We start from the raw sequence: 15,286 nt of genomic DNA on the forward strand, positions 1-15,286 counted from the left end.
GCAAATCACCTCCTACAGGAAGTGAATCATGAACCACGCTTCACTGGAATCCCTCGCGATTCAAACTGAACGTCCGACGCTCTAGACGGCGCCTTTCCGAAATGCGAATGCGCCTCGCAGCCGGCATTGCCGCAACAGCGGTGCCGTGCAACATCGGCGGCTTGGAAGGAACCCCGGTGCTGTCTCGCCTGATCGCCGGCCTGCTGCTCGCCTGCGGATTGACCCACAGATCATGTATTCGCTTGCGCAGGCGTCGTGGGGCTACCCAGTTGCCTTTTCCGCGAGGCGGCGGTTGGACTCAAACATCTTCTGCGGCATCCGCCGAAAGCTCCTGATCATGACGTTCGCGCGGAAGAGGTTTGCCGGATTGGCCGCGAGGCTGGTGCAAGGCGATATATCCCAGACACCAGGGCGCGGACGAGCGGCTTGCGTACCGGCGTCTCGATGAAGCGCCAGACGATAAAAGAGGCAAGGAGGACCCCGGCCAACACGACGAAGAATGCGGCGTTCTTGCCGACATGAGGCGCCAGCGCGTTAAGCGAAATGTAGCCGATATACTGGTGCAAAAGATACAGCGGATAAGTCAACCCTCCGAGCATCATGATAGCCTTGGATGGAGCAATCACGGAGCGGAGCAATATCGCGCCAGCGAAGACTCCGTAGACCACCATGTTGGCGGTGAAGAGAGCAGGATACGAAATGGCTGCGCCAAAGTGCTCCTGCATCCAGTTATGAGAGAACATTGCGGTCTGGCAAGACACCAGGAACGCGACGGCAAGAAACAGGAACGCAGCCGGTGAACGGCCCCTTGCAACGATGTCTTCCGCGAGGATGCCCGCGGCAAACAAAGGCGCATAGTTTGTAATGAAGACAATGCGTATCACCGGGTTCCCAAAGAAGAACTCGTTGGTTGCCGAAATTGCGAGCCAGATGGCCGCGATGGGTATTTTCCGGCGCTGAAAGGCGCCGGCAAAGATCAGCACTGCAACCCAGCCGTAAAACAGGATCTCGAGCATGATCGACCAGTAGACGCCATCCATGGACGGCCTGCCGAAGAGGCGGGCGAACATGGAAAGATTGGCTACATAGGTTGGAACATCGGTCGGAAAACGCTGATCTTTGGCGACGACGAGAACAACAAACGTCGCGGTCATGCAGACGAGGAATCCGGGATAAAGCCGGGCGAAGCGGGCGACCGCGAATTCCTGCCAGGTTCGACCTTCGGCCGACCACGCGATGACGAAACCGCTGATCAGGAAAAACAGATTGACGCCGAGATAGCCGTAGATGGCGTAAGGTGCTGCGGCAGGATATTCCACGTCGAGATTGCCCGCGATCGCGCCGCCAAAAAGATAGTGAAAGAGCACGACCGCGAGGGCTGCAGCCAGGCGCAGCAGGTCGAGTGATGCCATGCGCGCCGGAATGGCCTTGCCTGCCGGTTCCACAGCTACCTCCCACAGCCGTTTCAGCTTTTGACACCCATCAGCGGCCTGATCCGCAATACCAGTGCTAACGCGAAGACTGCAAACCGGCGGCAGGTCAAGCCTTTACCTTCTCAAGTACGAACAGCTGCTCGCAGGACAGGAACCGCAGGACGCTAAAAGAGCGTACCAGCTTGAGCCCCGCCGCCGCGAAATCCTGTCGTGCAACGGTGAGATTGACGGGATGAGGCGCCGACATCCTTCCGGTGATCATCTTCCGCAGCCTTAGCCGTATTCTCTGGAGGCGGGTGCCAAGGCCGTAGGATACGATCAGGCGACGGCTGGCAACGCGCGCGAGCTCAATGATAATGTCGCGCCTGAGATGTGGCGGGATAAGGTGAATGAGGCGAAGGCAGACCACCGTGTCAAAGCTTTCGTCGGCGAACGGCAGCTGCGTCACGTCACATCGGATGAATCCCCGAAATCCGGATTGACCTTCATATGCTGATTTAGCCAAGGCCATCATTTCCATTGAAATGTCTGCAGCCAGCACCCGACAATTATGCTGGCCCAGCACGCCGGCCAGCTTCCCGGTTCCGCATGGGATATCGAGCACCTGAGATGGAGGCGGGCTGCACCTCTCCAGCGCCTTGGCGACGCAGCGTTGCTCCCGTCGCGCAATGACGTATGACGCAACGGTGGACAGCTTCAACCGGCCTGCATAGCCGTTCAGGTACCAGCTCGCAAAACCCGGATCTTGATATCTCTGTTTTGTCGGGAGCTCATAGGCCGCGACTGCCGCGACCTTGGCGTTGTAATTGGCAGGTATAGCCGTATTTGCCGCTGCCGTCTGATGTGGCTCGAGGTTCTCGCTCATATGCCTGCTTTCATACGATTTCTCCTGCAGATGAGATCGAAGATTTTTGTCCGACACGTTCATTGGATAGCCGACCAAGCTGCCCTATTGGCGATAGAGGGGATAAACGGCCAGTTGGCTGCGTCCATCACAGAGAAGGTTTCCAGAAGGCTGGGTGTCTCGCATCCCTCGAACGGATGAGACATGCCGAACTCATGACTGCCGCGCCCTCGCGGAAGTGTGCTGGGGAATAGGGCTACTGCACACCCCTTTCGGAGACGGAACGGTAAACGGACGGTAGGCAATCCGGAAGGATAGTGACCGAAACGCACTCCTTCCGTTCACGATTTTGGCGTCCGTCGATATCCTAACGTGACCACACCGTCATTCATACGGATGGCGCGGATTCCTGGCTCGTCGGCTAGACATCCCAGGAAGAGATGGGCGTTCGCTTCAGCAAATGGACGTGACGTCACTGCCAGTAGGCTTCCCTCAGTCTGGATTGAAAGATGATCTTGGAGCTATTTGGGCCGTCCGGTGCTGGTAAGACGACGTTAGCGTCCGAGCTGGTGCACGTTTTGCGAGCTCAGGGCTACTGTGTTGTTTTGCAGACCGGTGACCGCCGACATCCGGTTAGAAGGGCCGCCTTCAAACTGGTCTCCGGCTTGCATTCAAAGTGGATCGGACAGCGTTCTCTCGGTGCAGAAGTGCTTAAGATTCTTCCACCCAAGAATGAGCTGTGGGCGGCTCGCCTGAACTGGCATCTTGAAGCTCTTCTTCAAGCTTGGCGCGCGGCAATAGCGTCCAATGACACGATCTCAATTTTTGACCAGGGTATGGTGCAATTCGTATGTTCACTGGTTTTGTTCAGCGGCATAACGGATCGTGAAAGGGTGTCGCGCGCGCTCGAGCTTCTACCCAAACCGGATCTGCTTGTCCGATTGCAGGCGCCAAGGGAAATTCTAGAGGTCCGTCTGAAGGAACGCCGGCGTAACCTCGGTATCATTCAGAAGTTCCTCGAAGTCGATCTGCAGAGCAGTCTTGATCATATTGACCACGTTAATCTCATTGGGGAACAACTTGGATCGTTTCCCGTGCCAACAACTTGCGTCGAAAGTTTAGATTCGAACGGGCTCACAGCCGCCACAGAAATGATAGCGCGTGGAGTAGTCGACAAGTTCGGCGCGACGCGGGCGAAATTTAAAAGAGTTGAAGCTTAGAGAGATGCGGTTTTGAAGCGTCGACAAGAGATATCCAATAATATGGAAAATCGAATTATTGAAAAGGAACCGCGCGAGTTGACATGACATGCGCTTTTCTCGCTACCAGACTGCCTTGGCGTTGACGTTAGCTGCTGTCAGCGCGATATCCATAGTTATCCACGGGGCGGTGAGTGGAGAGGACGTCGCATCGACAAAGTTCGTCGCGCCGGTAGCCATGGACCTGCCGGATTACCTGCACGCCGCGAAGGATGCGGCATTTGGCACAACTTTCACCCGAATAACCAAACCCGGAATCCTCGGCGCCGGCATCGCATGCGGGAGCAAATATTGCAGCCACCGCTATTCGAGCGCCCAGGCCTGGAATTCGGATCAGAGCCTTCTTGTCATCAGCAACGGCTGCGGCGGCTTATGCTTCCTGGATGGGCGCACCTACGCCCCGCTTTTTCGCCGTGATCGATCGACCGAATGCGAATGGCATCCTCACGATCCCGACCTGATGATCTGCGTCGGTGGTCGGAAAATCTCGACCTGGGCGCCACGCACCAATCATGAGGAGGTCCTGTTTGTTTCGGCTGACAGTAGCAATCTCCAGTTCGGGCCATACAAAGGTAATCCAAGCCGTGATGGCAGCCGTATTGCCGTACGCGCGGTTCGCCGGGACGGCAAAGCGGTCGTCTTTGCCTACGATCTCAGACAGCGGCGGAAATTTCCGGAAATCGATCTCGCACAGCTTGTCGGAGCCAACGGCGCCTGCTCAATCTCGCCGCTGGGCGTCAACATCTTATGCATTCAGAACCTGAAAGACGACACTGAACAGACGTTCATCTTTTCTGTTGACGGCGTTCTGCGCCAGAAATGGACTGAGCATCATCGGCCTGGCCATGGCGACATGACCGTCGATGCCGACGGCAGCGAAATCTATGTGGGGATCAGTAAGTCCGATCCAGACATATACCAGGTGATCAAGCGAAGGCTGTCAGATGGGAAAGTCACCTCGCTCATGAGATATGGTGAAGCACAGCATGCATCGCTCAGGTCGCTGGACAGGCCCGGTTGGGTGTTCCTTACCTATTCGGGCAATCCGGACGAAGTATCGAAATATCCGGCTTGGGCGCCGTATGCGCGGGAAGTCATCGCGTTGCGCATCGACGGCAGCGGAGAGGTCCGGCGCATTGTGCAGACGAAGAACGTTCCATTCGACTACTGGAGTGAGACCCACGCCTCGCCGTCCCCGGACGGTTCACAGGTGATCTGGTCAAGCAATTGGGGAGTACCCGGCGGGCCGGTTTACGATTTCGTCGCCCGTATTGACTGGCCGGAAGGATCAGACACCGGCTCGAGAGCATTAGCCGCGAGCGGTCTTCAATAACGAAACCTTCCGGTCGCCTATGGCGATATCGCCGATCGTGCTTGCTCCATTCACGCTTTTAACGCCTCACGTTCAACTTCGCCGCCATACGGCTCCGTTCGATGTCGATTCATTCAAACGGACGACGACAGTGGCCAAGCCTGCACCTAGCGTGATTGTGCAGTTTGCAAGGCTTATGAGCCTTGCCGGAATCCTACGAATTACAGCGATGACGTCGGGTGACGGCTTGTATCGCCAAGGGCGCTCGCGCCGGAGCACACTGTTGATGTCACGGCCGAGAAAGGAACAGCAGATGGATACGGATAAGCGAGCCGAAGAGAATGCCTCTTTCAACCCTGAGTTGTTAGAATGGTTGGTATGCCCAATGACCAAGGGCTCACTTGCCTGGGATTCGGATCGCGATGAACTCGTTTCGAAGAGCGCAGGACTTGCCTATCCGGTTCGCGACGGCATTCCAATCCTGCTAGCCTCGGAGGCACGGACGATCACCTCCCGCGTGGTCAAACTTCGCGCATCCAGACGATGATGGGAGCCGCGCTAAAGTAGGCGGCTTTCCGGCGACAGCCAGCAATGACAGGAAAGTGTGCCGCGGAGCGCGAGCCGTTTGTCTGCGGACCACTCTGCGCTCGGCACCCGGGCAGTGCCGACCTCTTTGATGCAAGGCGCGGCGACCTGAACCGGCTGGGTACGGCGGCCCGCTGCCGGGACAGGGGTTTGCGTCATTTAAACAGACGAGGACAGTGGCAAGACCTGCCCCTACCGTGACCTGGGCGAGATGGGTAGCGAAACCAACACCATGAAAGCAAATTCAAGGGCCGGCCACTTCGCGCGATCGGGCTACAGCGAACGGTCAGGAGACGCAGGATGAATCCGCATCTGGTGTGTGTCGGAGGCGAGGATCATGCCCTGCGAATTCCGTTCTTGATGTCGCTGCGAGAGAAGGGATTCTGTGTTACTGCGGTGTCGAGCGGCGGTGAAGCCGCATTCCTGCGGCATGGCATTCCGCATCGCAGCTACGGTTTCGACCGATTTTCCAGCAGCAGCGGAGAATGGGCCGCCATCAGAACCATTCGAAAGCTGATGGCGGAACTCCGGCCGGACATTATCCAAAGCTTCGACACCAAGCCCAACCTGGTGACGCCACTTGCGGTGCGCGGAAGCGTTCCAGTCGTCCGCACTATCAACGGTCTGGGCTGGACGTTCTCGTCCCTGGAACCGCGCGCCCTTGCCCTGCGCCCAATCTTTTGCGGACTGCAATGGCTTTCGTCGTTATGGACGGCGGCTACGGTGTTCCAGAATCGGGACGATCAGGCATTCTTTGAACGCTACCGACTGATCGGACGCGGCAGCGGACGAGTGATCCGCAGTTCTGGAATCGACGTCGATGCGTTCGCCATGGCAAGGCATCTTGCCCCGTCGGCGATGAAAATGCGCGAAGAGCTTGGGCTCCAATCCGCCGAGATCGTAATTTTTGTCGGCCGGCTAACGCGCCAGAAAGGCATCCCGACACTCCTCAAGGCAGTCCCTCGCATCCTGTCGGAAAGGCCCAATGCCCGTTTCGTGCTTGTCGGCCCATTGGAATCCGAGGGCCCATTTGCAGTGGACAAGGCTGAGATCGATCGACATGTGCCGCATGTCATCGCCTTGGGTCCACGACGCGACGTTCCTGCCCTTCTTGGCATGGCCGATCTGTTCGCCTTTCCAACACAATACCGAGAAGGGATTCCGCGCGTCCTGCTGGAAGCAGGGCTCGCGGGATTGCCTATCGTCGCCTCGATGATGCCTGGTTGCAATGAGGTGGTCGAGGACGGATGGAACGGCCATCTCGTCCCCCCGCACGATGCGAACGGCCTTGCCTCTCGAATTATAGAGGTCCTGTCCGACCGCCGGAAAGGACGGACCATGGGCGCTCGCTCTGTCGAGCTCGTCCGGACGCAGTTCCCGCTGCCCTGGGTGGTCGAGCAATATTGCGATCTCTACGACAATGTCCTTAGTGCCAAATCCCAGGGCGGCTTCGCTCGACCGGCATCGCCGGTGTTGCTTGAAGAGCCTGCTGCAAACCGCGGATCGGGTGGAGCGCGCCGATGATCCGGGACGCGATCCTGGCCTGCGGCGTGGCCATGTCGTATGCGGCGCAGCTCTCAGTTCCGGGCTTGCCCTACGGTTATGGCGAATTGTTTCTCGCGCTTTGGATCATGCTGTCGATCGGGCGGGTGCTCGCCGGCGGTCACTTGGTAGTCAGGCCCGCCCTGATCCGTGTTGCGGGCTTCTGGCTGATCATCACGCTCGCTCTGGGTATTGGCACCATCGTTGGCTACCTGACTACGGTACTGTATCTGTCGGTGGTGATGCACGATGTGGTAGCCTACCTGCTGCTGATCTGCGTCACCTGCCTCGCCGCCGCGGAGCCCGACGCGGATCGCCGTCTGCGCAGTGCTGCCTGGTGGGTGGTCGCTATTGCGAATGCATGCTTTATTGTTCAGCTGGCACTTGGATGGGGTTGGATCCACCAATCCGGCGTCGATCCCTGGTACTGGGATCGCTTCCGAGGCTGGTCCGAGAACCCCAACCAGCTCGCGCTCTATTGCGCACTCCTTGGTCCGCTCGCCTTGCATCTTGCGACGACTACAAGCAAGCCGTGGGCGAGGTTGGCCGGGCTCAGCAGCCTTATCCTGACCATCTATGTCGGAAGGCTGACGAAGAGTGATACCTATCTTTACACGACGGTCCTGGTCGGCCTGATATTTCTTGGGCTGCGGGTTCGGACATGGCTCGCAGCCGGTGACGGCAAGGTCAGCCTGTCCCGGCAAGTTACCCTCCTGCTGATGATTGGCTTCCTTCCGTTGGCCATGTCGATGACGCCTTACATCGTCACGGAGGTGGGCAGCGTCGAACAGTTCGCCTTGAGTCTTACCAAAGACAAGGGCGGCGAAGCGACCGCCGAAACCGCTGCACTTCGAATCCATCTCTGGGGAGATGCATTGGGCAAGGGCCTAACGTCAGGATCCCTGGGCCTTGGTCCTGGCCCGCATCTGGAGCGCCCGCCCATTTCCTACAGCCAATTTCTGCCCCGGCCTTTCGAGGCTCACAACACGATTCTCGATCTGTACACTCAAGGTGGTTTGGTTGCGGTCCTGGCCCTGGCCTGGATTGTCGGCGCGGCGGCTTTATGCGCATGGCGTGCGAAGCTCGATGCCCTGTTCGTGCTGGTGGTGTCGATCGTCATCTTCGGAATGCCACATCTGATCATCCGCCATCCAATCGTGTGGTTTGCGCTTACCATTTGCCTTGTTGCCGGAACGCCGCGAACGATTTCGGCAACCTCTAGCGACCTGAGGTGATGGCATGTGTGGGATTACCGGAATTCTCCTTGCACCCGATGCCGCCAATATCAAGCCGCTCAGGGCGATTGGCCAGATGACGACGGCCCTTCGTCATCGTGGGCCTGATGGCGAAGGCTTCTGGATCAATCGCGAAGCCGGCATTGCCTTCGGCCACAGGCGTTTGGCTATAGTCGACCTATCGGAAGCAGGACGCCAGCCGATGCATTCGGCAAGTGGCCGATATGCCATTACCTTCAACGGCGAGATCTACAATTTCCGCGATCTGCGCCGCGAGCTTGAAGACGCTGGCCATCGGTTCCGTGGCGCCAGCGATACCGAAGTGATGCTGTGCGCAATCGAGAGCTGGGGTCTCGACACCGCACTCACCCGCCTCGCTGGCATGTTCGCATTTGGATTGTGGGATCTAAAGACCAGGACCCTCCATCTCGCCCGCGACCGAATGGGCAAGAAGCCGCTCTATGTTGCTGCAACGCGCGATGCGCTCGTTTTTGCCTCCGAGTTGAAGGCAATCCATCGTTTTCCAGGTTTCTGTCAGGAGCTCGATCTCGACGCGGCCGCGACAATGCTTTCGAAGGGATGGGTACCGGGTAACTGTTGCATCTGGCGAGGCGTGTTCAAGCTACCTCCGGGCTCGGTCCTGTCTGTGACAGCGGCGGATTTTGCCGAGGCGCGCAGCGCCGCATCCCTTTCGCAACGCGCCCGACACTGGTGGTCGCTGCCTGAAGTCGCCGCGAACGGTCGACAGAATCTAATCGCCGGTACCGACGAAGAACTGACCGATGGACTCGACGACCTGCTTCGACTTGCCGTCCGGGAACGCATGATAGCCGATGTGCCGCTGGGTGCCTTTCTGTCTGGTGGCCTCGACAGCTCCACGGTTGTGGCGCTGATGCAGGCCCAATCGCCAAAACCGGTGCGCACATTCACGATCGCTTTCGGAGAAGGCGGGTTTGATGAGGCTCCCCACGCGGCGGAGGTCGCGCGGCACCTGGGCACCGATCATACTGAACTCCACCTTTCAGCAGCCGCTGCGCGTGAAGTCATTCCGGAACTGCCGCGGATCTGGGATGAGCCGTTCGCCGATGAATCGCAGATACCGACTTTGCTCGTGGCGCGGCTCGCTCGCCAGCACGTTACGGTGGCCCTATCAGGCGACGGTGGCGATGAATGCTTCGCCGGTTACGCCCGTCATTTCATGGCTGCGCGGTTGAAACGACAGCATGCGCTGCCGTCGCCGCTGCGTCACGCGCTTGCTGCAGGGGTCGGATTGCTGGCCCGTGCAGCGCGTCACGATTTCGTCGGCAAGCTGCCGCTTTCGGCGAGTGGACGGCACGCGCTGCGGAGCGACCGGCTGCATCGCCTCGCTCGGCTGCTCGCTGCGCCAGATGAGGACGAATTGCATCGACGGCTGACCGGAGCATCGACCGGGAGCCTCGCACTCCACACGCCGCCCACATCAATTCAAGGGTCCCCCCGGCTTGATGGCCTGCTGTCCCGTCTCTTGTACGACGACATGGCCGGTTACCTGCCCGACGATATATTGGTGAAGTTGGACCGCGCCAGCATGGCCAATAGCCTCGAAGGCCGGTGCCCGCTTCTCGACCATCGGGTTGTCGAATTCGCCTGGCGGCTGCCGGCACATGCGAAGGTCCGCAATGGCAAAGGCAAGTGGCTTCTTCGTCAGCTGCTTAGCCGCTATGTTCCGCAACGGCTGATCGACCGGCCGAAGCAGGGTTTCGATGTTCCCATAGCAGTCTGGCTGAGCGGCCCGTTGCGCATCTGGGCCAGCGATCTAGTCGCCGATATACGCCTCTCCGGAGATGGGATCTTCGACTTTGCGAAGGTCGAAACCTGCTGGCGCGACCATCTTGACGGAAGACAGGATCATTCTCGCGATTTGTGGCCCGCGTTGATGTTCCAGGCCTGGCGCAACGAGGCCGGGCGGTCCGCCGGGCCGGCAACGGGCATGTCCACAGCGCTCGAACTGACAGGAGTATGAGATGGAAGGTTCCATAGTCAGCCGAATTCACCTTCCGCACGCCACTGAAATGCACGTGCCGACGCGCGAGATCAATCCGCGCATGAGGCCATTCCTGCGCGAACAGGTCGACGCGCAGACCCCCTTCCATCAACTCCTCATTACCATCGCGAGGAGAAAATGGTTCCTGCTTGCAATGGTGATTTTGGGCGGAGTGTTGGCTGGGCTTGCGGGTTTTGTGCGTCCTGTCCTGTTCGAGGCGACCGCACAGGTGATTGTCGATGCTCCTGGCAGGAACGCGGCTCCCGGAGGTGCGGATTCCGCTCAGGAGATGCTGGATGCGAGCATTGATGACCACTTAACCATGCTCTCTTCGCAGGGGCATCTGCGTCGCCTGGTGGCAGCCCTACGCGAGACAAAGATCGGCAACATTGCTGAGCAAGGTGATGTCGGAAATTCCCGCGCCGCCCCGGTAGGCGGCAACCTGCAGAACATACGCACCTTTGCAGCTGGTCTGCTAGAAAGGATTTGGCCGCAGGGCGGGCCGGAGGCGGCCGATGCAGCCGAACTCAAGGCATTGCGGAAGGGCATGAGGGTTGGACAGGAACTGAGATCAAGGGTGATCACCGTCGGCTTCACCGACGACGATCCGGCGCGAGCCGCCCTGGTGGCCAATACGTTCGTCCAAGTATACATCGACGATCTCGCACAGAAGCGCAGGGCGTCAGACAGGCTGGAACTCGCCTCGATCGTCGCCAGCCTGCCGGTCGTACAAAGCGACCTGGCGAAAGCGACCGACCGCCTGGAAAAGTATCGACTGAGCCATGGCGCGGTCGATCAAGGTGCGGCGGATAACGCTGCCAAGGAGACAGCCGAACTTAGTCAGCAGATATCCTTGTCGAAAGCGGATCTCTCAGCGACGGAATCTCGCCTTCAGCACATCGAGGCTTTGCGAGAGGAAGGAGCATCGGTGGCGGCGCTCGCCGAAGCGATCGGGTCTCCGGTATTGGCCGACATGGCGGCCCGCCAAGCCAACGACAATGCGGATGCGGGCCTTAGCACTGCGATCAACGGCGAGATCGAACAAGGCACTGCTCGCATTGCGGCGGAGGGGAACATCTACCGTGCCCAGATCGCTGCTCTGGAGGGCCGTAAGAATGTGCTCGATGCGGTGGTGGCCGACACAGCCGGCCGGCTTTCCGGCTTGCGTGCGCTCGAGCCGCAGGTCAGCATCCTGACGCAGCGATACAACCAGCTTCTCACCCAACAACAGGATCTGGTGCAGCGCATCGCAACTCCCTTGCCCGGGGTCTCGATCCTTTCAGCGGCATGGCCGCCAACGAATCCAAAAACCCTGCCGCCCATCTTTCTTATTCCGCCCGGCATGATCGTGTTTGGCCTCATTGGCGGGGTCTTCGTCTTGGTCCGCAGCCGTCTCAATCAGACCTTGCGCGGCGGGGCCGAAGCTGAAGCCGCGCTCGGGGTTCCGTGCCTGGGGCTGATACCGGAAGCGCCCACGATACACGCGAAACGACTACAGCAGCTGGTTCTCGGCCAGCAAAACTGCAGCTACAGCCGAGCCGTCACTTCTCTCCTTGTCACCGTGGCTCTCAACAAAGCGAGAGGCCGTGCGTCGCACGTCATCCTCGTCACGTCCAGCGTCCGGCATGATGGCAAGACCGAGCTCGCATGGAGCCTCGCCTTGGCAGCTACCCGACTTGGGGGACGAGTGCTTTTTCTCGATCTTGACGGCACGGGCGCCCGCCTCACGAACGAGTTTCTGAACGAATTCGGTGCGTTCAAGCCACATAAATCCTTTGGAGACTATATGAGCGACCGTTGTCCGCTGCACGACGCGGTCACGGGAATGCCTGAAATTGGAATCGACTTCATGGCACTCGCACCATCAGAGGATCTGCTGCCGCAACTGTCCATGATCGACGGGTCCCTGGTCACAGATGAGCTGCGCTCGATGTACAGCATCGTCATCATAAATGGACCGCTGGGGCTTGGAGGACCTGAGGCCAGGCTACTGACGGGCTGGGCTGACGCGGTTCTTTTCGCTGTTCGCTGGGCCAGGACGCGTCGCAGCATCGCGCGTGGTGTTCTGCAGTTGCTGACGGAGGACGAGACGGCTCAGGTCCCCGTAGGCAGCGTTCTCACGCAGGTCAATCTTAGGAAACACGCCGGCTACCGGTTTGGGGACAGCGCGGATCTCTTGCTCGAGAGAACATCATGAATGTCACATGCGGGATTCCGCGTAACGACCGCCACGGCATTCGACCTGTCGAGCGGAAGATAATATCGACGATCTCGCAGTCCGGAGCAGGGTCCGCGGCCAAAGGCGATCAAGGCGATGAAATGCGCGACGCCGGCGCAAAAGACATCGACGATTTCAGCGATCCGAAGCTCGCCCGCTTCCCTGCGGCCTCCGTTGCTCCAACGAATATGGTTTTGCCGCACAAGGAGGACACGGGCCGGGGTCTCGGCTATGCCAGCATCTTCGCTCTTTTGGTCTATATCGGGGGTGCGGGCTTGACCAGCTTGGCGCAGTTATTGATTGCGCGCATCGTTGGCTCCACCAGCTATGGCATCTACTCCTATGTTCTGGCCTGGACCTCGGTGCTTGCCTATCTTGCAACGCTTGGTTTCCATGTATCCTTGTTGCGTTTCGTCTCCGCCTACAGTGCCAAAGGGCGGCTTGACCTGGTACACGGCGTAATCAGGTTTGCTCTGCAGAGGTCGCTGGCGGCGGCGACACTATTCGGCATCGTTGGCGCCGCCTTGATCTTTTTCTTTTCAGATCCTTCTCACAAGGAGCTTCAAATCAGCCAGCTGCTAGGCATGGCAGCAGTGCCTTTGGTCACCGCCTACGCTTTGGGCGCAACACTTGTTCGTGCTTTCGGCGGCGGTGTCTCGGCCCTCCTGCCGGAACGCATAGTGCGCGACGGCCTCTTGTTGACGTTGCTGGGAATGGCGGGCTTATCCGGATCATGGACCCCCAACGCACCCTTGGTGATGCAGGCGGTGCTGGCAAGTTCAGCCATCACGGTCGGCCTGGTGTTCGTCATGGCGACAAAATTTCAGCCGCCTGGCTTGCGGCAGGTTCAGCCAGGCGACGAGTCGCGGGAATGGTGGTCCGCGGTTCCGCCAATGATGCTCATGGCTGGGCTCGATGTTTTCATCAGCCGGGCCGGAGTCATGGTGCTGGGCTGGACGCATCACATTCGCGAAGCAGGCATTTTCGCATTGGGATTGAACGTCGCCTTGCTTGTGAGCCTTTCCCTGGTTGCCGTCTCTACGATGTTTGCGCCGACAGCGGCTGCCCTTCATGCCCGAGGCGATCGGCTGGCTCTGCAGCAGCTGTTTTCACGGGCCGCCCTACTTTCCTCTGGTGGGGCTCTAACGATGGCCATCCCGATGCTTGCGATTATTGAACCTCTGTTGAGCTGGTTCGGCGGGGATTTCAGTACCGCGGCACCCGTCGCGCGGATACTCATTCTCGGATATGTCTTTGTCGCGCTGTGCGGACCCCAGATGCTCCTCTTGATGATGACCGGAAACGAATGGGCGGCAGCCGCAACCATGATCGTCGGCGCTGCGGCCAGTATCATAGGCTGTGCCACAGGAATTGCGCTCTACGGCGCGCCGGGCGCCGCAGTGGGCCTCGCGCTTGCGTTGGCGATTTGGAATGTGGCGATGTCGATCTACATCAGCAAACGGCTGAAAATTATCCCTGGGCTGATCTTTGCGCTAACATCGTTCAGAACGCACGCAGTCGAAGGCCAGCGGCGACATTGGTTCCTGCGCTGATTTGAGACCGTCGCGCCCCGATACGCGACGGCATCAGCGTTCAGGAATTTCGAGTCCAGGGTTGTGTCGGATAGAGACTGGCGAGAGCGGCTTTGTGGCCGACGCGTTACGCGCCGAGTGGCAGATCATCGCCCGACAGGGCCCGCGGCCTACACGGTGGCCTCATTCACCAACGTCTGTTGCCGTATGCTGGCCGCGGCATCCGTTCCATGAAAGTCCCGGTACCATTCGACAAAGCGTCGCACTCCGTCCTCTAGCGGTGTTGCCGGGGCGAAGCCGACGGCCTGGCGAAGATCGCTGACGTCGGCACGCGTCTCCAGAACGTCGCCAGGCGGCAACGGCACATCCACGCGAACTGCCCGGCTGCCAAGAGCGGTCTCGATGATCGAAATCAGCCGGTTGATCTCCTCGGGCCGGTCGTTGCCGATATTGTAGACGCGATACGGCGCGGAACTTGTGGCAGGGTCGGCGGTGCAAGGGTCCCAATTCGGATCTGGCTGCGGCGGTGTAGCAAGTGCTCGAACCACGCCCTCAGCGATATCGTCGATATAGGTGAAATCTCGCCACACGCGGCCGGCATTGGCTACTTCAATTGGTTTGCTCTCGACGATCGCGCGCGTGAACAAGTAGACGGCCATGTCGGGCCTGCCCCAAGGGCCATAAACGGTGAAGAAGCGCAGTCCGGTCACGGGCAGGCCGAACAAATGGCTGTATGAATGCGCCATGAATTCGTTCGAACGCTTGGTGGCGGCGTAGAAGCTGACGGGATGATCGGCGCCGTGGTTTTCGGAAAACGGTATGGTTCGATTCAAGCCGTAGACGGAGCTCGAAGAGGCGTAGACGAGATGACTGACGCCATGATGCCGGCAGCCCTCAAGGACGTTGAGAAACGCCACTATATTCGATTGCACATAGGCGTGCGGGTCAACAAGTGAATGACGCACGCCGGCCTGAGCCGCGAGATGGACAAGGTGTGAGGGGCGAACGTTTGAAAACAGCAACTGAACGCGCGCGGCATCCGCCAGATCCATTCGTACCGGCGTGAATTTCGCCTCGCTACAGAGGCGTGCAAACCGCGCTTCCTTGAGCCGCAGATCGTAATAGGGCGTGAAATTGTCGACGCCCACGACTTTGACACCAAGACGCAAAAGCCGTGAGGCCACGTGAAAACCAATGAAGCCCGCGGCGCCGGTGACGACGATCGGTCCTGTCCGTGCAAGTTTCTTCACCGCGCGGTCCGAACGGGATCGAGCGATTTCCATCTTCTCCGCTGCGGCAAGGA

Annotated in this window: 11 protein-coding genes; 8 read left to right on the forward strand and 3 right to left on the reverse strand. The window is 59.2% G+C overall.

Translation table 11 applies throughout. The features are described 5' to 3' along the window. Nucleotides 1-335 precede the first annotated feature (335 nt). The gene (locus tag NKH16_RS22635) at nt 336-1,445 is read right to left on the reverse strand and encodes an acyltransferase family protein (protein WP_352901868.1); all 1,110 of its coding nucleotides are present in this window, start codon (nt 1,443-1,445) and stop codon (nt 336-338) included. A 94-nt stretch (nt 1,446-1,539) separates the two neighbouring features. After that, complete coding sequence (locus NKH16_RS22640; RefSeq protein WP_352449687.1) at nt 1,540-2,361, reverse strand: class I SAM-dependent methyltransferase; 822 nt, start codon at nt 2,359-2,361, stop codon at nt 1,540-1,542. A 425-nt stretch (nt 2,362-2,786) separates the two neighbouring features. Here NKH16_RS22640 and NKH16_RS22645 point away from each other — a divergent pair, with 425 nt between their 5' ends. The 8 genes from NKH16_RS22645 (at nt 2,787) to NKH16_RS22680 (ending at nt 14,004) form a co-directional block, all read left to right on the forward strand. Beyond that, the gene (locus NKH16_RS22645) at nt 2,787-3,497 is read left to right on the forward strand and encodes an AAA family ATPase (protein ID WP_352449686.1); all 711 of its coding nucleotides are present in this window, start codon (nt 2,787-2,789) and stop codon (nt 3,495-3,497) included. 88 nt (nt 3,498-3,585) lie between these two features. Then, the gene (locus NKH16_RS22650; RefSeq protein ID WP_352449685.1) at nt 3,586-4,869 is read left to right on the forward strand and encodes a hypothetical protein; all 1,284 of its coding nucleotides are present in this window, start codon (nt 3,586-3,588) and stop codon (nt 4,867-4,869) included. 292 nt (nt 4,870-5,161) lie between these two features. Next, entirely contained in the window at nt 5,162-5,395 is a 234-nt protein-coding gene (locus NKH16_RS22655; RefSeq protein WP_023675609.1) for a Trm112 family protein, read from the forward strand. A gap of 338 nt (nt 5,396-5,733) precedes the next feature. Further along, nucleotides 5,734-6,957, forward strand: coding sequence for a glycosyltransferase family 4 protein (locus NKH16_RS22660; protein WP_352746211.1), 1,224 nt, complete (start codon nt 5,734-5,736; stop codon nt 6,955-6,957). After that, nucleotides 6,954-8,210 (forward strand): O-antigen ligase family protein, encoded by a 1,257-nt coding sequence (locus NKH16_RS22665; protein ID WP_352587405.1) that lies wholly within the window; start codon nt 6,954-6,956, stop codon nt 8,208-8,210. The genes NKH16_RS22660 and NKH16_RS22665 overlap by 4 nt, the downstream gene beginning before the upstream one ends. A gap of 4 nt (nt 8,211-8,214) precedes the next feature. Continuing rightward, entirely contained in the window at nt 8,215-10,212 is a 1,998-nt protein-coding gene (gene asnB, locus NKH16_RS22670) for an asparagine synthase (glutamine-hydrolyzing) (protein WP_352449682.1), read from the forward strand. A gap of 1 nt (nt 10,213) precedes the next feature. Then, on the forward strand, nt 10,214-12,430 hold the full coding sequence (locus NKH16_RS22675) for a GumC family protein (protein ID WP_352449681.1): 2,217 nt from the start codon (nt 10,214-10,216) through the stop codon (nt 12,428-12,430). After that, a complete protein-coding gene (locus tag NKH16_RS22680) occupies nt 12,427-14,004 on the forward strand; it encodes a lipopolysaccharide biosynthesis protein (RefSeq protein ID WP_023675614.1) in 1,578 nt (525 codons plus the stop codon). The genes NKH16_RS22675 and NKH16_RS22680 overlap by 4 nt, the downstream gene beginning before the upstream one ends. A gap of 149 nt (nt 14,005-14,153) precedes the next feature. On the opposite strand, the gene NKH16_RS22685 is transcribed toward NKH16_RS22680, so the two are convergent. Then, nucleotides 14,154-15,266: an NAD-dependent epimerase gene (locus NKH16_RS22685; protein ID WP_352449680.1), complete on the reverse strand. Its 1,113-nt coding sequence runs from the start codon at nt 15,264-15,266 to the stop codon at nt 14,154-14,156. Nucleotides 15,267-15,286: the final 20 nt, after the last annotated feature.

Origin of the sequence: Mesorhizobium sp. M1307 (genome assembly GCF_040318155.1) — a bacterium.
In the GTDB taxonomy this organism is placed as follows: domain Bacteria; phylum Pseudomonadota; class Alphaproteobacteria; order Rhizobiales; family Rhizobiaceae; genus Mesorhizobium.